Origin of the sequence: Enterococcus sp. DIV0724b (assembly GCF_050531475.1) — a bacterium.
GTDB classification, from domain to species: domain Bacteria; phylum Bacillota; class Bacilli; order Lactobacillales; family Enterococcaceae; genus Enterococcus_L; species Enterococcus_L haemoperoxidus.
The window spans coordinates 751,693-772,265 of record NZ_CP172890.1; the positions used below are offsets into that span (position 1 = coordinate 751,693).

17 protein-coding genes, 2 tRNA genes and 3 rRNA genes are annotated in these 20,573 nt (G+C 38.5%); 19 read left to right on the forward strand and 3 right to left on the reverse strand.

The window, feature by feature from the left end; translation table 11 throughout:
• The first annotated feature begins 258 nt into the window (after window positions 1-258).
• Complete coding sequence (locus IGJ02_RS03525) at window positions 259-1,131, forward strand: hypothetical protein (protein ID WP_010760430.1); 873 nt, start codon at window positions 259-261, stop codon at window positions 1,129-1,131.
• Window positions 1,132-1,949: 818 nt separating this feature from the next.
• On the opposite strand, the gene IGJ02_RS03530 is transcribed toward IGJ02_RS03525, so the two are convergent.
• Window positions 1,950-2,456, reverse strand: coding sequence for a phosphatidylglycerophosphatase A family protein (locus tag IGJ02_RS03530; protein ID WP_430603321.1), 507 nt, complete (start codon window positions 2,454-2,456; stop codon window positions 1,950-1,952).
• An 85-nt stretch (window positions 2,457-2,541) separates the two neighbouring features.
• Here IGJ02_RS03530 and IGJ02_RS03535 point away from each other — a divergent pair, with 85 nt between their 5' ends.
• Window positions 2,542-2,784, forward strand: a complete 243-nt coding sequence (locus IGJ02_RS03535) for a DUF1450 domain-containing protein (protein WP_010760432.1) — start codon at window positions 2,542-2,544, stop codon at window positions 2,782-2,784.
• Between the two features lie 180 nt (window positions 2,785-2,964).
• Here the strand turns inward: IGJ02_RS03535 and IGJ02_RS03540 are convergent, their stop codons facing one another.
• Window positions 2,965-3,978, reverse strand: coding sequence for an NAD(P)/FAD-dependent oxidoreductase (locus tag IGJ02_RS03540; protein WP_430603322.1), 1,014 nt, complete (start codon window positions 3,976-3,978; stop codon window positions 2,965-2,967).
• Between the two features lie 225 nt (window positions 3,979-4,203).
• Here IGJ02_RS03540 and IGJ02_RS03545 point away from each other — a divergent pair, with 225 nt between their 5' ends.
• Entirely contained in the window at window positions 4,204-4,791 is a 588-nt protein-coding gene (locus IGJ02_RS03545; protein ID WP_010760434.1) for a peptidylprolyl isomerase, read from the forward strand.
• 67 nt (window positions 4,792-4,858) lie between these two features.
• Here the strand turns inward: IGJ02_RS03545 and IGJ02_RS03550 are convergent, their stop codons facing one another.
• Entirely contained in the window at window positions 4,859-6,025 is a 1,167-nt protein-coding gene (locus IGJ02_RS03550; protein WP_010760435.1) for a MalY/PatB family protein, read from the reverse strand.
• A gap of 196 nt (window positions 6,026-6,221) precedes the next feature.
• On the opposite strand from IGJ02_RS03550, the gene IGJ02_RS03555 reads away from it, so the two are divergent.
• The 16 genes from IGJ02_RS03555 to fabK all read left to right on the forward strand — a co-directional run bounded on the left by IGJ02_RS03555 (window position 6,222) and on the right by fabK (window position 20,535).
• Window positions 6,222-6,590: a CvfD/Ygs/GSP13 family RNA-binding post-transcriptional regulator gene (locus IGJ02_RS03555; RefSeq protein WP_010760436.1), complete on the forward strand. Its 369-nt coding sequence runs from the start codon at window positions 6,222-6,224 to the stop codon at window positions 6,588-6,590.
• 64 nt (window positions 6,591-6,654) lie between these two features.
• Window positions 6,655-7,026 carry a hypothetical protein gene (locus IGJ02_RS03560; protein WP_430603323.1) on the forward strand — a complete coding sequence of 124 codons (372 nt, stop codon included), beginning with the start codon at window positions 6,655-6,657 and terminating at the stop codon, window positions 7,024-7,026.
• Between the two features lie 165 nt (window positions 7,027-7,191).
• Entirely contained in the window at window positions 7,192-7,656 is a 465-nt protein-coding gene (locus IGJ02_RS03565; protein WP_430603325.1) for a GNAT family N-acetyltransferase, read from the forward strand.
• A gap of 677 nt (window positions 7,657-8,333) precedes the next feature.
• Window positions 8,334-9,894: ribosomal RNA gene (locus tag IGJ02_RS03570) — 16S ribosomal RNA — on the forward strand.
• 82 nt (window positions 9,895-9,976) lie between these two features.
• Window positions 9,977-10,049: transfer RNA gene (locus IGJ02_RS03575), tRNA-Ala, on the forward strand.
• 187 nt (window positions 10,050-10,236) lie between these two features.
• Window positions 10,237-13,148: ribosomal RNA gene (locus tag IGJ02_RS03580) — 23S ribosomal RNA — on the forward strand.
• 97 nt (window positions 13,149-13,245) lie between these two features.
• A 5S ribosomal RNA gene (gene rrf / locus IGJ02_RS03585) occupies window positions 13,246-13,361 on the forward strand.
• Together the 16S, 23S and 5S rRNA genes with 2 tRNA genes alongside form the textbook arrangement of a ribosomal RNA operon.
• 7 nt (window positions 13,362-13,368) lie before the next feature.
• Window positions 13,369-13,442, forward strand: a tRNA-Asn gene (locus tag IGJ02_RS03590).
• Window positions 13,443-13,727: 285 nt separating this feature from the next.
• A complete protein-coding gene (locus IGJ02_RS03595; protein ID WP_430603326.1) occupies window positions 13,728-14,774 on the forward strand; it encodes a glycosyltransferase in 1,047 nt (348 codons plus the stop codon).
• Between the two features lie 20 nt (window positions 14,775-14,794).
• Window positions 14,795-16,018: a glycosyltransferase family 4 protein gene (locus IGJ02_RS03600; RefSeq protein ID WP_430603327.1), complete on the forward strand. Its 1,224-nt coding sequence runs from the start codon at window positions 14,795-14,797 to the stop codon at window positions 16,016-16,018.
• Between the two features lie 70 nt (window positions 16,019-16,088).
• The gene (locus IGJ02_RS03605) at window positions 16,089-16,979 is read left to right on the forward strand and encodes an NAD(P)-dependent oxidoreductase (protein WP_010760441.1); all 891 of its coding nucleotides are present in this window, start codon (window positions 16,089-16,091) and stop codon (window positions 16,977-16,979) included.
• A gap of 100 nt (window positions 16,980-17,079) precedes the next feature.
• On the forward strand, window positions 17,080-17,310 hold the full coding sequence (locus IGJ02_RS03610; protein WP_010760442.1) for a YkuJ family protein: 231 nt from the start codon (window positions 17,080-17,082) through the stop codon (window positions 17,308-17,310).
• Window positions 17,311-17,700: 390 nt separating this feature from the next.
• Window positions 17,701-18,141: a fatty acid biosynthesis transcriptional regulator FabT gene (gene fabT, locus IGJ02_RS03615; RefSeq protein ID WP_010760443.1), complete on the forward strand. Its 441-nt coding sequence runs from the start codon at window positions 17,701-17,703 to the stop codon at window positions 18,139-18,141.
• Between the two features lie 14 nt (window positions 18,142-18,155).
• Entirely contained in the window at window positions 18,156-19,115 is a 960-nt protein-coding gene (locus IGJ02_RS03620; RefSeq protein WP_430603329.1) for a beta-ketoacyl-ACP synthase III, read from the forward strand.
• A 49-nt stretch (window positions 19,116-19,164) separates the two neighbouring features.
• Window positions 19,165-19,389 carry an acyl carrier protein gene (locus tag IGJ02_RS03625; RefSeq protein ID WP_010760445.1) on the forward strand — a complete coding sequence of 75 codons (225 nt, stop codon included), beginning with the start codon at window positions 19,165-19,167 and terminating at the stop codon, window positions 19,387-19,389.
• A 186-nt stretch (window positions 19,390-19,575) separates the two neighbouring features.
• The gene (gene fabK / locus IGJ02_RS03630; RefSeq protein ID WP_010760446.1) at window positions 19,576-20,535 is read left to right on the forward strand and encodes an enoyl-[acyl-carrier-protein] reductase FabK; all 960 of its coding nucleotides are present in this window, start codon (window positions 19,576-19,578) and stop codon (window positions 20,533-20,535) included.
• The last annotated feature ends 38 nt before the right edge of the window (window positions 20,536-20,573 follow it).

Sequence of the window (20,573 nt, forward strand, 5' to 3'; positions counted from 1 at the left end):
ATTTAATAAGGTTTACAAGGATAATATATGATTTAATCGACTCTTAATCAGCGGGTCATGGGTTCGAGCCCCTTACGACGTATTGGGTGCCAAACCCACGAGAATGGTATTCTGTCGGCGTTTTAGGACGTTTAGAAGATGGAATATGCATTCTCTTTTTTTATTTATTTTGATTTGTTCTTCATAATAATCATATGAAGTGAGTATTCCATTATTTAATGATAAACTAAAGAAAAGAAACATCTAGGAGGGGAAAAAATGAAAAAGAGATTCATCTATTCATTTATATTACTAGCAGGATTATCGCTAGCCGCTTGTGGCGGAAAAGGCAAGACTACTGAAAGTTCTACTACAGCTAAAAGTACTGAAAAAACAAGTCAAACCACCACAGCAACAAGTAAAACGACTACAAAATCTAGTACAAGTCAAAGCTCAACAAAATCGTCTTCATCTGAAACAAAAACCAGTGAAAGCCAATCTACTGTAAAATCAGAAAAAAATACACCAGCAAAACAAGCTGACACTGTTTTAAATCAGTTAAAAAATGATTTTTCAAATGATCAATTGCCACAAGCAATCTTAACAAGTCAAACCGCTGTCTATTTGACTGCAGCAACGACAGGTGCTGTTGATCAAGGAAATTTTAGAATTTTGTATTATGCTGAAGATCATGGGATTGAGGTTAATGATCCTGCAGTCAATGACTTACAACCAATTGCTTCATTTGAGAAAAAAACCTATGATTCAAATGAAGCTGCTGCCAGTGCTGTCAATCAAATCATTGATAACGGTGGAAGTCAGATCAATTTAGGGTATGGAATTACAGGATACCAACAAGGTGCCGCAGGTTCTAGTTTTTTATCATGGCAAGAAGGAAATTGGAGCCTGGTTGTTAGGGCATCAAATATTGGTGGGGAAGTTGCTGAGCCGTTAGCCAAAGAAGCTGTTGCTTACTTAGAAACAGCGATGCTACCCGCTCCTCAAAATGTTGGACAGATTTCTTTAACAGCTAGCATAAGTGATAGCTACCAAAATAATTCAGTCGTGTGGCAAAAAGGAACAACGGTCTATACTATTCAACACTTTGATGCATTACAAGCACTGAAGATGGCTGTATCGACAAATCAATAATCGTAATTACTATTTCCTAACGATTCTAAGTGAAGTATTAGTCAGTTAATAAGAATTTCTACTAAACAGAAAATAATAAGGAAAGCCTTGTAACTAGCATTTGTTTAAAGAAAGATTGATTTTCAAGGAAAAAATAAAGCTGAATCAGCATTGACGAAACATTCACTCATCTTGTACAATGAGTACATGATAGAAGCAAAAGAATAAAATAAAAAAGGCACTTCACAGTTTGGTGGCCGCCAAACTACGAAGCCCTGATGAGTCAATACGCTGACCAATCAAGTTGCCCTCGTCAATGCAAAAGCACTGACATGATTCATTGTACTCAATTTTTAGGAAAATATCTACCCCTAAAAATACATGAGATGATGAACATGCCAGGGTTTACTTATTGAACGATACAACGGTATTGGAAGGAATTCTGATACCGTTTTTTTATTTTTTGCTTCTATCTCTTGTTTCAAGTATCCGTGTTGAACGTGCATATATATTGGAGGTATGTATGATTTAACGATTTGGGGTGTGTTGAATAAAGTTTACCACTATAGGCATTTGATTTATCTATTGGGGAAGAAAATCAACGACTGAAAAAAATGTGCTCATTTAAAATCAGAAGAAACTCTTTTTACCTATAGTGGTAGCTTTAATCATAAGTATATAGCATGTCATATACTTTAAACTTATTATAATAGAAGAATTACTATTGATGCAATTGAAAAGCCGTTAAAAACATAAAAAAGAGTAGTAACCTTTCTTTAAGTAACCAATAGTATTGGTATAGTAAGGTTCTACTCCTATTTTTTATCTGAAAAAACTAATCACTGTGTGATCATACTTTTATCTGGTTGAGAATGAGCTAAACGACTAGCAGCGGCTGCAGCAATCGCGCCCACGATATCATCTAAAAAAGTATGAACTTGCGGTCCTTCATGAGAATTCAACTTAGCTAAAATACCAGGTTTTACTTTATCGATATAGCCGTAATTTGTAAAGCCAATCGAACCATAGACATTAACGATTGAGAGCGCTAAAATTTCATCGATACCGTAAAGACCTTCATCTTCTTCTAAAATCTCTTGTAAAGGATGAAGTAATTTCTTTTCTTCAGCTAAAATATCTAATTGAATACCCGTAATAATCGTGTTATGCACTTCACGCTTTGATAAAACACTATCAATATGTTCAATACAAGTTGCCACATCAAGATCTTCTATATAAGGTTGTTGTAAGAATAAAACCAATTCTGCCAAATCCTCCATCTCAACACCACGCTCTTTTAATAATTGTCGCGCTTTTTGTTCCAATGTTTCACCTTTTATTACCAAAATAAAAACCTCCAATGCTTCATTTCTAAACTTAGAATATATTAATGGTATACTATCTACAGAGAAAAATGCAAGGAGAAGATCAATGAATCCACTAATAGAATGTTGCGAACAAAATTTGGCTAAGGGCGCAGAGCTGTTGTTAAGTGATCCTTTTATTGAAGAAAATGGCGATGTAATCTCTTATTCTTGTATGAATGAATGTGTTCTTTGCGCTCAAACTTACTTTGTATTGTTTGAAGGAGAACGAATCACTGGAGAAACACCAGAAGAACTGGTGCTTAACATAAAAAAAGCGATTGTACTTTGGCAAGAAGAAATGGGATAAAAATAGGCCGAGACAAAAGCGTTTAACTCCGAGAAATAAGAGGGAATTCACGAAAATTGCTTTTCAAATTTTTGTTAATTCCCTCTTATTTCCGAAGGAACTGCTTTTTTTATCGCCGTTTATTCGGATTTAGAGCGCGAAACAAAACTGTTTTTTAGTTTTGTCTCACGCTCTTTCTTATTAAAGCATATTCGCTTCTTTTCCTTCAAATAGACTAGTACTATGCATCGGTTGAGTTCGAGTATCTGGTTTAATAAAATGTAGAGCGTTGTTGACAGCAGTCGGTGCCTCACCAAAACCAGTTGCAATCAATTTGACTTTGCCATCGTAGTTGCAAATATCACCAACCGCATAAACACCAGGGATATTGGTTGACATATCCGAGTTGACTTCGATTGCGTTTCGGCTAACATCCAAGCCCCAGTCTTTTAAATGACTTAAGGATGAAGTAAATCCATAATTGATGATTAAAGAATCTAAATCAAGCTTTTCAAAATTATCCGCTTTTGTTTCTTTCAATTGAATACCTTTGAATGAATTATTTTCTACTAAAAGTTGGTCAATAACATAAGGTGTATAAATAGATACCTCAGAATTTTTTAAGTTATCCACGCTGTGTTCGTGTCCACGAAACTCAGGACGACGATGAATGATCGAAACTTCTTCTGCGATAGGTTCCAACATTAAGGCCCAATCAATAGCAGAATCACCACCACCAGCGATAGCAACTTTCTTTCCAGAAAATTTATTCATATCAGTAACATAATAATGAACATGGTTTCCTTCAAGTTCAGCTGCACCATCAATCGTTAAACGTCTAGGTTGGAACGAACCATTTCCAATGGCAAAGATAACGGCTTTAGAGTAGTGAACACCTTTTGATGTTTCAATCCGCAAGTAACCATCTTCTTGCACCAAATTTCTCACTTCTTCTTCTAAACAAGTTTCATGTGCAAAAGGAGCAATTTGTTTTTCTAAATTCTCGATTAGTTCACTCGCTTTGATTGCAGGAAAACCAGGAACATCATAAATATATTTTTCAGGGTAAAGCGTTGAGAGCTGTCCGCCAAGTTGAGGCAAGCTATCGATAATTTTAGTTTTCGCTTTACGAATTCCTGCATAAAAAGCGGCGAAAAGACCGACAGGACCAGCGCCAACAATCGTTAAATCATATATATTTTTTGAGTCAGACATCAAAATTTCCTCCAGTTTCTATAATAAAAAAGTTTTCATCTATATAAAATGAAAGCAAAAATGTAGTATATCGTTTTTCACAAAATATCACTTGTAACCGAAAAAAGCAAGTAGCAGTTTGTGAAAAAAAGATTCTCTTAAAAGAATAACAAAGATAATGGAATTTTCAAGTGAAGTTGTTTATGATATTATAAGTAAGTAAAAATTAACGAGGAGGAAATAACGATGTCAGAATTTCCACAATTAGATTTAGCAAATGAAAAAGGACCTAAAGCCGTGATAAAAACCAACCGCGGAGATATCACTGTTCAACTTTTTCCAGAACATGCTCCAAAAACAGTTGAAAACTTTGTTCAACTAGCGAAAAAAGGTTATTATGATGGTGTGATTTTTCACCGTGTTATCCCTGACTTCATGATCCAAGGTGGCGATCCTACTGGAACAGGTATGGGTGGTGAAAGCATTTACGGCGAAAAATTTGAAGATGAATTTTCTAAAGATGTTTTCAATTTGCGTGGTGCATTATCAATGGCAAATGCTGGACCAAACACTAATGGCAGCCAATTTTTCATCGTCAATAACCAAAATGTTCCAGCAAACATGATGGGGCAATTAGAAGGTGCAGGTTTCCCTACAGAAGTTATCGAAGCTTATAAAAAAGGCGGAACACCATGGTTAGATTTCCGTCATACGGTTTTTGGTCATGTAGTGGAAGGTATGGATGTTGTGGATGAAATCGGTGGAGTGCAAAGAGACTCTCAAGATCGTCCGACATTTGATGTAGTCATCGACAAAGTAGAAATCAGCGAATAAATACTCTTTAGTCAACATTAAAGCCCCAAACAAAACTGTTTTTTCGTTTTGTTTGGGGCTTTTTATTCTATTTAAAAGATTGTTTTATTCTGTTTAAACCTTCTAAGAGTGTTTCTTTTGGACAAGCAACATTTAAGCGCATATGTTGTGTCCCCTTAGGCCCGAAAGAAATCCCGGGATTTAAAACGACTTTCCCTTTATGAATCAGTTGTTTTTGTAATTGTGCATCGGTCAGATTAAAAGCAGAAAAATCTAACCAGATTAGATAAGTTCCTTCAGGATGCATCATTTTAACTTCAGAAAGTTCAGTTTTTAAGAACTCGCTAACTGTATCAATATTTTCTTTTAAGTAAACAAGTAGCTCCTCTAACCAAATATCACCATGCTGATATGCAGCTTGTGTTCCTACATAACCAAAGACATTAATTTCGTTCTGGAAATTTCGTTCTTGTGCAGCAACAAATTTTTTCCGTAAATCAGGATTTTCAATGAAAATCATAGAGTTTTTAATACCAGCTAGATTAAACGTTTTAGTTGCAGCGGTCAAAGTAATCGAGAACTCTTTGAATGTTGGGTGAACATTTGTGAATGTCGTGAATACATGAGGAGCAAAAATTAAATCTTGATGGATTTCATCGCTAATAACAAGCACGTCATATTTTGCACATAGTTTACCAAAAGCCTCAAGCTCACTTTTTGTCCAAACACGTCCACCTGGATTATGAGGATTACAAAGAATAAACAGCCGGACATTTTCAGCAATGATTTGTTTTTCCATCTTTTCCAAATCCATAACAAAGTGCTCGTGGTCTATTAATAACTGACTGCGAACCAGTTTACGATTGTTTTGCTCAACAACTTTTGCAAATGGAGGATAAACAGGATCATGAATCAAAATAGCATCCCCAGGTTCAGTGTATGCTTGAATAGCTAAAGATAGACTTGGCACAACGCCACTATTAAAAAGAATCGCTTCTTTACTGATTAAATAATCATGATGTCGTTTTTGCCAGCTCTGAATTGCTTCATATAATGAATCAGGAGCAGGAGAGTAACCCAGAATACCTTGTTCCGCTGTTTTTTTTAGTGCATCTAACACAGGCAGATTCGCTTTGAAATCCATGTCGGCTATCCACATCGGTAATAAGTCGTCTTCTCCATAGGTATCTTTAACGGAGTCCCACTTGGAACTATTTGTATTGCAACGGTTATAGACTGTATCAAATTCTACCATTCAATTCTTCCTTTCTATAGTAAATAATTCTCGTTAAACAAGACTTAACTATAGTATAATGGACTTTGAATAAAATATGAACAAAAAGAACCAATAATATAATAGTAGAAATAAATTCATGCACTTTTTAATGGAACATGATATCATTTTAAATGAGATAATCATTTTGATTGGATAACGAAAAGAGGATAATAGAATGGAATACAAAATAGGGATGATTCTTAATGGAACAATTACAGGTCTGCAGCCTTATGGTGCATTTGTTTCATTAAGTGATACAGTTCAAGGTTTGATACACGTTTCAGAAGTACAGGCGGGGTACACTAAAAACATTCACAGTTTATTGGTCATTGGACAAAAAGTAGAAGTTCAAGTGATTGATATCGATGAATATTCAAAAAAAATCAGCTTGTCTTTAAGAACGTTAGAACCTCAAATACAACAACCGAATCATAGACGCAAAAAATACTTCACGAATAAAAATAAGAAAATCGGCTTTGAGACTTTAGAAAAAGAGCTTCCTATATGGACTGATGAAGCAATGGATAAATTACTTGAGAAATAATTCTGTTTTTTTTCAGAAAATATGGTACAATTTTCCTAGTTTCTGAAAACAAAAATTAATTGAGGTGGATGTTTTGTCTAACAAAAAAGTCGCTGGTACTATTATGCTGAACCTAAATGATGGTTCGAAAAAGTTTCTTGTTCATCCAGTGGGTGAGTCAATGGCCTTTGTTACAACAAAAGTTTCGGAAGATATGACGGGATTAGCGAGTATGTTGCAAGTTTTCAAAGAAGAAATTCAACTAGATGTTACTTCAATTAATTTAGTCGAGTTAACGAATGCTCATACAGATGCTGAGAATATGCCTTTATTCGTATTTGAAATGAATGAAGAACATGTTATTCCAACGATCGATGATAGATATGTATGGGAAAAGCCGTCTGAATTAAAAAATTTGTTAGCTTCGTATGATATACAAGGAGTACCGATGTTTTAAAACTAAACAGATACATAAAAAATAAGAGATTGTATTGTAAATCTCTTATTTCAGATTTAGATGGGCGAAGCAAAGCTAAAGTTTAGTTTTGTTTCGTCTCTTTTTATATAGGAGGAAAATACCATAAAATTAAAACAAGCAACAATTACAGAGACTCAAATAGCCATGTCTTTATTGAAAGAAAGTGCTGAATGGTTGAAAGAGCAAGGCAGTGATCAATGGTCAGATGTTTTACAGGGAGAAGACAAGCATGGATTGGCAACAGCTGTGTCCAAAGGAGAAGTCTTTTTCTTCTATAGTAGTATGAATCAATTAGTCGGAATGGCAGCAGCTTGGAAAACACCAACAGAATGGGATAAATTACTTTGGAAAGATTTTGGGTTTGATCAAAAGGCGTACTACCTTCATCGTGTGATTATCCGTCCTGCTTACAGAGGGAAATCTTATGGAAAAGAGTTACTGAACGAATTAAAACGAAAGTTTAGTGGTGAAGTATCAGATTTACGTCTAGATTGTTTAGCTAGTAATGAGAAGTTAATGCAGTTTTATCAAGAGAATGAATTTATTAATGTTGGAAGTTCAAATGATTGGAATGGGAATGAATTCGAACTATTTTCATACGAAATATAAAAAACAATCGTACTTAAATGATATTTAAGTAGAAAATATGATAAAAAGTTTGGTTTCAAACGTAAAGGCGAAAGCTTGAGTCTAAGCAGTAGAATAGAATAAAACTCTTTTTTATTTTTTTCAAAAAAAGAGTTGACCAATAAAGAAAAACTTGTTATATTATATCTTGTCGCAAGGCACGGATGTAACACGCCAAACGATCACATAACATAACAAACCAAGTTTGAAAAAAACTTTGGGAATCAGCGAGAAAGTTGTTGACAAACGACGAACGACCTGATAAACTAGTGAAGTTGTCGCAGAAACGAGTGGCAACCAACTAAAATAGAATAACAATTCAAGTTTGAAAAAACTTGAAAAATCAGCGAGAAAGTTATTGACAAACAACGAGTAACCTGATAAACTAATGAAGTTGTCACGAAACATTCGATAACATCAAGCAGAAAAAAACTTTGAAACTTTTTTAAAAAAAGTGTTGACATCGAATCGAAGATTTGATATGATATAAAAGTTGCTGCGAGGTGACACAGTAGACCTTTGAAAACTGAACAAAGTAAGACGAACCAAATGTGTAGGTTGTTTTTACAACGGTAAAAACAAACAACAATTTTTAACAAAGCGAAGCAATATGCTAGCAAACAAATGAGCTTAACAATCTTCGGATTGTGTTCAACTTTTATTATGAGAGTTTGATCCTGGCTCAGGACGAACGCTGGCGGCGTGCCTAATACATGCAAGTCGAACGCTTCTTTTCTACCGAGTGCTTGCACTCATTTGAAAAGAGGAGTGGCGGACGGGTGAGTAACACGTGGGTAACCTACCCATCAGAGGGGGATAACACTTGGAAACAGGTGCTAATACCGCATAATAGTCGACACCGCATGGTGTTGATTTGAAAGACGCTTTCGGGTGTCACTGATGGATGGACCCGCGGTGCATTAGCTAGTTGGTGAGGTAACGGCTCACCAAGGCCATGATGCATAGCCGACCTGAGAGGGTGATCGGCCACACTGGGACTGAGACACGGCCCAGACTCCTACGGGAGGCAGCAGTAGGGAATCTTCGGCAATGGACGAAAGTCTGACCGAGCAACGCCGCGTGAGTGAAGAAGGTTTTCGGATCGTAAAACTCTGTTGTTAGAGAAGAACAAGTAGGAGAGTAACTGCTCTTACCTTGACGGTATCTAACCAGAAAGCCACGGCTAACTACGTGCCAGCAGCCGCGGTAATACGTAGGTGGCAAGCGTTGTCCGGATTTATTGGGCGTAAAGCGAGCGCAGGCGGTTTCTTAAGTCTGATGTGAAAGCCCCCGGCTCAACCGGGGAGGGTCATTGGAAACTGGGAGACTTGAGTGCAGAAGAGGAGAGTGGAATTCCATGTGTAGCGGTGAAATGCGTAGATATATGGAGGAACACCAGTGGCGAAGGCGACTCTCTGGTCTGTAACTGACGCTGAGGCTCGAAAGCGTGGGGAGCAAACAGGATTAGATACCCTGGTAGTCCACGCCGTAAACGATGAGTGCTAAGTGTTGGAGGGTTTCCGCCCTTCAGTGCTGCAGCTAACGCATTAAGCACTCCGCCTGGGGAGTACGACCGCAAGGTTGAAACTCAAAGGAATTGACGGGGGCCCGCACAAGCGGTGGAGCATGTGGTTTAATTCGAAGCAACGCGAAGAACCTTACCAGGTCTTGACATCCTTTGACCACTCTAGAGATAGAGCTTTCCCTTCGGGGACAAAGTGACAGGTGGTGCATGGTTGTCGTCAGCTCGTGTCGTGAGATGTTGGGTTAAGTCCCGCAACGAGCGCAACCCTTATTGTTAGTTGCCATCATTCAGTTGGGCACTCTAGCGAGACTGCCGGTGACAAACCGGAGGAAGGTGGGGATGACGTCAAATCATCATGCCCCTTATGACCTGGGCTACACACGTGCTACAATGGGAAGTACAACGAGTCGCTAGGCCGCGAGGTCATGCAAATCTCTTAAAGCTTCTCTCAGTTCGGATTGTAGGCTGCAACTCGCCTACATGAAGCCGGAATCGCTAGTAATCGCGGATCAGCACGCCGCGGTGAATACGTTCCCGGGCCTTGTACACACCGCCCGTCACACCACGAAAGTTTGTAACACCCGAAGTCGGTGAGGTAACCCTTGTGGAGCCAGCCGCCTAAGGTGGGATAGATGATTGGGGTGAAGTCGTAACAAGGTAGCCGTATCGGAAGGTGCGGCTGGATCACCTCCTTTCTAAGGAATATTACGGAAACTTACACATTCGTCGACACTTTGTTCAGTTTTGAGAGGTTTACTCTCAAATTAATAGTACCACGGGGCCTTAGCTCAGCTGGGAGAGCGCCTGCTTTGCACGCAGGAGGTCAGCGGTTCGATCCCGCTAGGCTCCATTAGTAACCAATGGGTTACTAATATTGTTCATTGAAAACTGGATATTGAAGTAAAAAAGTAATCAAAACAAACCGAGAACACCGCGTTGAATGAGTTTTTTAATTAAAATAGTTCGAAGCTTATTTTATTGGCCACGCCTCTATCGCTAGAGAAACGAACCAAACAAAACCGATCGTAAGATCGTAAGGTTAAGTGAATAAGGGCGCACGGTGGATGCCTTGGCATTAGGAGCCGATGAAGGACGGGACTAACACCGATATGCTTTGGGGAGCTGTAAGTGAGCTATGATCCAGAGATTTCCGAATGGGGAAACCCAGCATCTTTTATAGGATGTTACTTTCCAGTGAATACATAGCTGGTTAGAGGTAGACGCAGAGAACTGAAACATCTAAGTACCTGCAGGAAGAGAAAGAAAATTCGATTCCCTGAGTAGCGGCGAGCGAAACGGGAAGAGCCCAAACCAACAAGCTTGCTTGTTGGGGTTGTAGGACTCCGTTGTGGTAGTCTGTCAAGATAGTCGAAGAACCTGGAAAGGTTCGCCAAAGTGGGTAATAGCCCCGTAGACGAAATGTTGGCAACACCTAGGAGGATCCTGAGTACGGCGGAACACGAGAAATTCCGTCGGAATCCGCGGGGACCATCCCGCAAGGCTAAATACTCCCTAATGACCGATAGTGAACCAGTACCGTGAGGGAAAGGTGAAAAGCACCCCGGAAGGGGAGTGAAATAGATCCTGAAACCGTGTGCCTACAACAAGTCAAAGCCCGTTAATGGGTAATGGCGTGCCTTTTGTAGAATGAACCGGCGAGTTACGATTGCATGCGAGGTTAAGGTGAAGAGCCGGAGCCGTAGCGAAAGCGAGTCTGAATAGGGCGAATGAGTATGTAGTCGTAGACCCGAAACCATGTGATCTACCCATGGCCAGGTTGAAGGTGTGGTAAAACGCACTGGAGGACCGAACCCACGTACGTTGAAAAGTGCGGGGATGAGCTGTGGGTAGCGGAGAAATTCCAAACGAACTTGGAGATAGCTGGTTCTCTCCGAAATAGCTTTAGGGCTAGCCTCGGAATTAAGAATGATGGAGGTAGAGCACTGTTTGGACTAGGGGCCCATCTCGGGTTACCGAATTCAGATAAACTCCGAATGCCATTCATTTATATCCGGGAGTCAGACTGCGAGTGATAAGATCCGTAGTCGAAAGGGAAACAGCCCAGACCACCAGCTAAGGTCCCAAAATATATGTTAAGTGGAAAAGGATGTGGGGTTGCACAGACAACTAGGATGTTGGCTCAGAAGCAGCCACCATTTAAAGAGTGCGTAATAGCTCACTAGTCGAGTGACCCTGCGCCGAAAATGTACCGGGGCTAAACATATTACCGAAGCTGTGGATTACACCTCTGGTGTAATGGTAGGAGAGCGTTCTAAGGGCGTTGAAGGTCGATCGTGAGGACGGCTGGAGCGCTTAGAAGTGAGAATGCCGGTATGAGTAGCGAAAGACGGGTGAGAATCCCGTCCACCGTATGACTAAGGTTTCCTGGGGAAGGCTCGTCCGCCCAGGGTTAGTCGGGACCTAAGCCGAGGCCGATAGGCGTAGGCGATGGACAACAGGTTGATATTCCTGTACCAGTTGTTTTTGTTTGAGCAATGGAGGGACGCAGGAGGCTAAGGAATGCATGCGACTGGAAGTGCATGTCCAAGCAGTAAGTCTTGAGTAGAGTCAAATGCTTTACTCTATACGGACAAGCTGTGATGGGGAGGGAAATAATAGTACCGAAGTTCCTGATGTCACACTGTCAAGAAAAGCTTCTAGTGAGAAAACAACTGCCCGTACCGTAAACCGACACAGGTAGTCGAGGAGAGTATCCTAAGGTGAGCGAGCGAACTCTCGTTAAGGAACTCGGCAAAATGACCCCGTAACTTCGGGAGAAGGGGTGCTGACTTCGGTCAGCCGCAGTGAATAGGCCCAAGCGACTGTTTATCAAAAACACAGGTCTCTGCAAAATCGAAAGATGAAGTATAGGGGCTGACGCCTGCCCGGTGCTGGAAGGTTAAGAGGATGGGTTAGCTTCGGCGAAGCTCAGAATTGAAGCCCCAGTAAACGGCGGCCGTAACTATAACGGTCCTAAGGTAGCGAAATTCCTTGTCGGGTAAGTTCCGACCCGCACGAAAGGCGTAACGATTTGGGCACTGTCTCAACGAGAGACTCGGTGAAATTTTAGTACCTGTGAAGATGCAGGTTACCCGCGACAGGACGGAAAGACCCCATGGAGCTTTACTGTAGCTTGATATTGAGTGTTTGTACCACATGTACAGGATAGGTAGGAGCCGATGAACCCGGAACGCTAGTTTCGGTGGAGGCGCTGGTGGGATACTACCCTTGTGTTATGAACCCTCTAACCCGCACCACTTATCGTGGTGGGAGACAGTGTCAGGTGGGCAGTTTGACTGGGGCGGTCGCCTCCTAAAGAGTAACGGAGGCGCCCAAAGGTTCCCTCAGAATGGTTGGAAATCATTCGCAGAGTGTAAAGGCAGAAGGGAGCTTGACTGCGAGACTTACAAGTCGAGCAGGGACGAAAGTCGGGCTTAGTGATCCGGTGGTTCCGCATGGAAGGGCCATCGCTCAACGGATAAAAGCTACCCTGGGGATAACAGGCTTATCTCCCCCAAGAGTCCACATCGACGGGGAGGTTTGGCACCTCGATGTCGGCTCGTCGCATCCTGGGGCTGTAGTCGGTCCCAAGGGTTGGGCTGTTCGCCCATTAAAGCGGCACGCGAGCTGGGTTCAGAACGTCGTGAGACAGTTCGGTCCCTATCCGTCGCGGGCGTTGGAAATTTGAGAGGAGCTGTCCTTAGTACGAGAGGACCGGGATGGACTTACCGCTGGTGTACCAGTTGTTCTGCCAAGGGCATTGCTGGGTAGCTATGTAGGGAAGGGATAAACGCTGAAAGCATCTAAGTGTGAAGCCCACCTCAAGATGAGATTTCCCATTTCTTTAAGAAAGTAAGACCCCTGAGAGATGATCAGGTAGATAGGTTGGAAGTGGAAGTGCAGTGATGTACGGAGCGGACCAATACTAATCGGTCGAGGACTTAACCAAAGAAACGAAATAAAAAAGTTTTTCGGACTGTTTGATTACATTACTTCAATCCAGTTTTGAGTGAATAATCACTCAATTGAATAGCAACAACACCCAGTGTGGTGGCGATAGCGAGAAGGATACACCTGTTCCCATGCCGAACACAGAAGTTAAGCTTCTTAGCGCCGATTGTAGTGAAGGGTTTCCCTTTGTGAGAGTAGGACGTCGCCACGCTAATTATTCCGGCATAGCTCAGTTGGTAGTAGCGCATGACTGTTAATCATGATGTCGTAGGTTCGAGTCCTACTGCCGGAGTAAAAGAACGAAAACTTAATAAGTTTTCGTTCTTTTTTTATTTTATAGTAAAATAAATTTTATTATTTGATAGAATAAACGAAAGATGAAATAATGATAACAATCGGTAAAATAGATTATCTCTATCTAACAGTTTTGTCATGTAAAGAATCTATTTTGTTGAAAAATGGCTTTCTTAAGCTATTTTTTGATATAATATTCATAAGTTGATTGAACTAAGACTTTAGATTGAGTTAGGACTCTTTAACCTATGTTATAATAATTAGAGAAGTTAGGAGGGGCATCGTGAAGGTTTTATTATATTTTGAAGGTGAAAAAATATTAGCGAAGTCTGGAATAGGGCGGGCCTTAGAACATCAGAAGCGTGCACTCTCTGAAGTAGGGATAGAGTACACGTTAGATTCTGATTGTACAGATTACGATATTTTACATATAAATACTTATGGGATCAACAGTCATAGTATGGTAAAGAAAGCCAAAAAAAACGGAAAAAAAGTTATTTACCATGCACACTCAACAGAGGAAGATTTTAGAAATTCATTTATTGGATCAAATCAGATTTCTCCTTTAGTAAAAAAATACCTAGTTAGCTTGTATTCTAAGGCGGACTATTTAATTACACCTACACCTTATTCAAAAGAGTTATTAGAAGGTTATGGAATAACAGTTCCTATTACTTCAATCTCAAATGGGATTGATTTGAATCGATTTGAGCGTTCTGAAGAGAAAGAAACAAAATTTAGAGAGTATTTTAAAATCAAGGAAAATCAAAAAGTAATTATTTGTGTAGGCTTGTATTTCGAAAGAAAGGGAATTATTGACTTTGTTGAATTAGCTAGAGAAATGCCTAACTATCGTTTTATCTGGTTTGGGCATACACCAATGTATTCCATTCCTAAAACGATTAGAACAATAGTCAAAGAAGACCATCCTGTAAATGTAGAATTTCCTGGATATATTAAAGGGGATATCATTGAAGGAGCATATTCAGCAGCTGATCTCTTCTTCTTTCCTTCTTATGAAGAAACTGAGGGGATTGTTATATTAGAAGCTTTAGCTAGCAAACAGCAAGTTTTGGTGAGAGATATCCCAGTATACAAAGGGTGGCTTAAAGATAAAGTAAATTGTTACATGGGGAATAATAATGAAGAGTTTGCAAATCTAATTGAAAAACTTGTCGAAAATAAAATACCAAATACATGTCAAGCAGGATATAGTGTTGCAAAAGATAAGAGTATTGGGCGGATTGGTCATGAGTTAAAAAATGTTTATGAAAAAGTTTTAACTAATGACGCTACAGAGCAAGAAGATAGGGTACATCAGGAAAATTAAAATTAATGGAGGGGAACAAAGTGAAATTTGGTTTCTTTACAGATACATATTTTCCCCAAGTTAGTGGGGTTGCAACGTCTATTAAGACACTTAAAGAAGAATTAGAACAAAAAGGACATCAAGTTTATATTTTTACAACAACTGATCCAAACGCAAAAGAGTTTGAGGAAGATGTTATTCGAATGCCAAGTGTTCCTTTTGTATCATTCAAGGATCGTCGAATTGTGGTACGTGGTATGTGGTATGCTTATTTGATTGCTAAAGAGCTTGACTTAGATTTGATACATACTCATACAGAGTTTGGAGCGGGGCTATTAGGTAAAATGGTTGGGAAAAAACTTAAAGTTCCTGTTATCCACACATATCACACAATGTATGAGGATTATTTACATTATATTGCAAAGGGGAAAGTTGTTCGTCCGACTCACGTGAAGTATTTTTCGCGATTTTTTGCAAATCATACAACAGGTGTAGTTTGCCCAAGTGAGAGAGTTATTGATAAATTAAAAGAATATGGCGTAACGTCACCCATGAGAATTATTCCAACGGGAATCGATATTAAGAAGTTCGAAAGACCTGATATTACGCTTGAAATGAAAAAAGCTCTTCGTGAAGAATTAGGGTTAACTGATGATAATATCATGTTATTATCTTTAAGCCGTATTTCATACGAAAAAAATATTCAAGCAATCGTTACGGGATTACCTACTGTTTTTGAACGTTTTCCAAATGCACGTTTTGTTATTGTAGGGGATGGTCCCTATGTTGAAAAGCTTCGTTGTTTAGGCGAAGAGCTAGGGATAAGTGATAAAATTCAATTTATTGGTGAAGTACCTAATGATCAAGTTGCTATTTACTATAAGGCTGCTGATTACTTCGTTAGTGCTTCAACTTCAGAAACCCAAGGATTGACTTACACTGAAGCAATGGCTTCTGGTGTTCCTTGCGTGGTCGAAGGGAATGCCTATTTAAATAATTTATTTGATCATGTAAGCTTGGGACAAACATTTAAAACAGATGCAGACTTTGCATCAACATTTATTGGTTACGTTGAATCGGGGATCAAACCAAATGAAGCAATTTTGCAGGAAAAGCTTTATGAAATATCAGCAACTCGATTTGGAAATGTAATGCTTGAATTTTATGAGGATATGATTAAATACTATGATCAACTTACTTTAGAAAAAGAGGCTGCAGCGTCTATCGAACGGATCAAAGTTAAATTTACATCTTTAAGAAAATAAATGTAAAACTTCTATTCTTGGTTTATACTAAGAATAGAAGTTTTTTATTTAAAAATAGGGGGAGTTTACTATGCCACAAATTGGATTCATTGGAACAGGAGTTATGGGCGCTGCAATTGTCACAAATATGATGAAACAAGGGTTGAAAGTAAATGTCTATAATCGAACTAAGAGTAAAACGGATGAATTAGTTCAAGAAGGGGCGGTTTGGCAAGATACTCCTGCGGCTGTTACAGCAAATAGCGATATTATTTTTACGATGGTTGGCTTTCCAAAAGATGTTGAAACTATTTATTTTGATGAAAATGGTATTTTTTCACAAGATATTACTAATAAGATAGTTGTTGATTTAACTACAAGTACACCAACATTAGCTGAAAAAATAGCGATAAAGGCGAATGAGTTAGGTGGTATTGCTTTAGATGCTCCTGTATCGGGAGGAGACTTAGGTGCCAAAAATGGGACACTGACGATCATGGTTGGTGGGCAGCAAGCTGCTTATGAGAAAGTGCTACCGATTTTTAAAACATTTGGTAAAACTTTTACATTACATGGTACTTCTGGAAAAGGGCAACATACTAAAATGGCGAATCAAATCATGATTGCTGGAACTATGACAGGGATGACCGAGATGATGGTCTATGCAAATAAAGCTGGATTGGATTTAGACAAGGTTATTGAAACATTATCTGGAGGAAGCGCGGCGAACTGGTCGTTAAGTAATTATAGTCCAAGAATTTTAAAAGAAAATTATTCCCCAGGCTTTTTTGTAAAGCATTTTATAAAAGATTTAAAGATCGCCTTAGATGAAGCTGAAAAAATGAATCTGGAATTGCCATCTACTAAATTAGCTACAGAACTCTATGAAAAGCTTGCTAACAAAGGTTTTGAGAACGATGGAACACAAGCTTTAATCAAACTTTGGTGGCCAGAAGGAAAACAGCCAGTTGTCAAAAATTAAAGAACAGCAAAAAAATTAAAAAAAATGACGAAAAATCATGCAAGAAAGACAATGTTTTGATACAATGGTACAGAACTAGTTTTTAAAGGGAGGCCCATTTATGAAACATTCACAACTTGTGGCGATTATCAAGCGACTTGAAGCGATGACTGAAGCAACAGACAATGAAATTCAAGTTCGTCGTTTTGAACGTGAAGGTGCAGAAAAATGCATCGTAACTTATGATAAATCAACTGAAACATTTGAATTAACTGAAACGGATTCTCAACAAAGTTATCAATTTGATAATATTGATATTGTTGCGATGGAAATTTATGATTTAATTCAATAATTAGTAAATTTCAGTAAGTATTTAACAAAATTGATGAAAATAATCGAAAATCCTGTGGCGTACAATTTTGTACGCCACAGGATTTTTTTATTTATGTAGAAGTTGAAAGGGACTTAAAGCCCAAACCATGTTTTATAAATGATAAATAGTTTGATGGTCAAAATATAATAATGGCTAGTAGAATCAATGTGAATAGAAATTTTTTTGCAAAATAGTATTGAAAAAACCAATTAAAATCACTATTTTATTAAAGTGAAACAAGGAATGTAATTCATTTCTTCATTAAGAAAAATTAAAAATTAAATATTTTACTTGCAATCTTTTTTCATATGCGATATAGTTTGAACATCAAATGATTTGATAATCAAAGTATATGGATGGTGCACACAAATGGAACCTAATTTAGAAACAGTCAATGATTATCTTGTCAGTGTCTTTAATGATATTTTGACGATTGAAGAATCTGAATTGAAGAAATCACAATTCAATGACTTATCCATTACTGAAATGCACACAATCGAAGCTATTGGAATGTATAGGAAAAAGACTTCTTCGGAAGTTGCTAAAGAATTATCGATTACTGTTGGAACATTGACTGTAGCAATCAATAATCTTGTGAAGAAAGGTTATGTTGAACGCATACGAAGTGAAGATGATCGTCGAGTGGTTAAGTTAGGTTTAACTAAAAAAGGAAAATTACTTTTTCGTGTTCATCAGCACTTCCATAGAGAAATGGTCAAAAGAATTTTAAGCGGAATGGATAAAGCAGAAGAACAAGCTTTATTAAAGGCATTGAAGAATCTTCATGATTTCTTAAAGGAATATAAATAAAAGTGAGGACCAAGATGAATCAACATGCAAAAATAACTTGTACGAGCCGTTATGTTCCTAAAAATGCAGTATCCAATGATCAACTTTCAACGATGATGGATACTTCCGATGAATGGATTTCTAGCCGAACAGGTATACGTTCAAGAAATATTGTTACGAATGAAAATACTTCGGACTTGTGTATTAAAGTGGCTGAAAAGTTATTAAAAAAATCTGGGAAAAATGCTGAAGATTTGGATTTCATCCTTGTAGCAACGATGACACCAGATTTTGGTACACCTTCAGTTGCTTGTCTTGTTCAAGGTAGTATTTTAGCTAATCAGGCTTTTGCTTTTGATATCAGCGCTGCTTGTACTGGTTTTGTCTATGCATTGAGTATGGGTGAAAAATTAATTCGTACTGGGAAAAAATTAGGTATGGTCATCGGTGGTGAAACATTATCTAAAGTCCTTGATTGGGAAGACCGCAGTACGGCTGTATTATTTGGTGATGGAGCAGCTGGTGTATTATTGGAGGCAAGTAATGAAGAGCATTTTCTAAAGGAGAAACTACAGGCGGATGGTCAAAGAGCTAAATCATTAACTTCTGGTTATTTAGAAAATAAGAGTCCTTTTTATACTGGAACATCTGAAAGCTCAAGTTATCTACAAATGACTGGCAGAGATATTTATGACTTTTCATTGAATGATGTAACCAACAACATTCGGGAAATTGTTGATGAGGATGTAGATTATTTATTGTTGCATCAAGCAAATAAACGCATCATCGAAAAAATCTCGAAAAAACTTAAAGTTCCAAGAGAAAAATTTCTCACAAATATGGAGCATAACGGCAATACATCTGCTGCAAGCATTCCATTGTTATTGGATGAATCAGTGGAAAAAGGAGTCCTTCAACTAGGCTCCAAACAAAAAATTGTGTTAACAGGCTACGGCGGCGGTTTAACGTGGGGTTCGATACTCTTAACGCTGTAAATCTGTAACTATATAAACTAAAAAAGAAAATTATTGGAGGAATATACACATGGTATTCGAAAAAATTCAAGCAATTATTGTAGAAGAATTAGGTAAAGAGCCTGAGGAAGTAAAATTAACAACAAACATTCAAGAAGAATTAGATGCGGATAGCTTAGACTTATTCCAAATCATCAATGAAATCGAAGATGCTTTCGATATAAAAATCGAGTCTGAAGATGGTATCACTACTGTTCAAGATTTAGTAACTTACGTAGAAAAACAAAAAGCATAATAATCAAAGCGATTAGGTAAAATAAAAAGTTGGATGAGCCAGGCTCTGTGCGATTCTCAACAATTGCTGAAGAGCCTGGCTTTTTTCACGCCGCTCGTTGGAATTAGAAAGGCTGGTACTAAACTTACAGAGTTTTGTTCCAGTCCTTTTTTGATTAATTATTCTATAGGTTGAAGGATGTAATTTATGCAATCAAAGATATGTGAACTGATCGGAATTAAATACCCCATCTTTCAAGGCGGTATGGCTTGGATTGCAGATGCTTCTTTAGCAGGAGCGGTGTCTGAAGCTGGTGGACTTGGGATCATCGCAGGTGGTAATGCACCAAGAGACGTTATTCAAGCTGAAATCAAAAAAATCAAGAAAATTACAGATAAACCATTTGGAGTCAATATTATGCTCCTATCACCGTTTGCACAAGATATCGTGGATTTAGTTTGCGAAGAAAAGGTACCAGTGGTTACAACAGGAGCTGGTAATCCTGGTAAATATATGGATCGTTTTAAAGAACATAATATTAAAGTAATTCCGGTGATACCTTCTGTTGCATTAGGTGCACGTATGGAGAAAATAGGCGCTGATGCAGTTGTTGTTGAAGGAATGGAAGCTGGGGGACATATTGGCAAATTAACAACCATGAGTATTGTACCGCAAGTTGTAGACGCGCTAACAATTCCAGTGATTGCTGCAGGTGGTATTGGTGATGGTCGTGGAATGGCAGCCGCTTTAATGTTGGGGGCTGATGCAGTTCAAGTTGGTACACGTTTTTTAGTAGCAAAAGAATGTACTGTGCACGAAAATTATAAAGCCAGAATCATCAAAGCAAGAGACGTTGATACGACAGTGACTTGTCAACATTTTGGTCATCCAGTAAGAGCTATCAAGAATAAGTTGACTAATGAATACGATCGATTAGAAAAAGTTGAACTAAAAAAAGCTGAGCCGAACCTTGTGCAGTTTGATGAATTAGGCCAAGGCGCTTTGCGTAAAGCAGTTGTAGAAGGTGATGTGGATCATGGATCAATCATGGCTGGACAAATTGCAGGACTTGTAAAAAAAGAAGAAACAGCAAAAGAAATTATTGATTCTTATATGAGTGAGACAAAAGAAGTCTTGGCTACTGAATGTAGTCGATGGCTATTATAAATTATAAATATATTTGACTTTATGAGTTGACGCTTCGC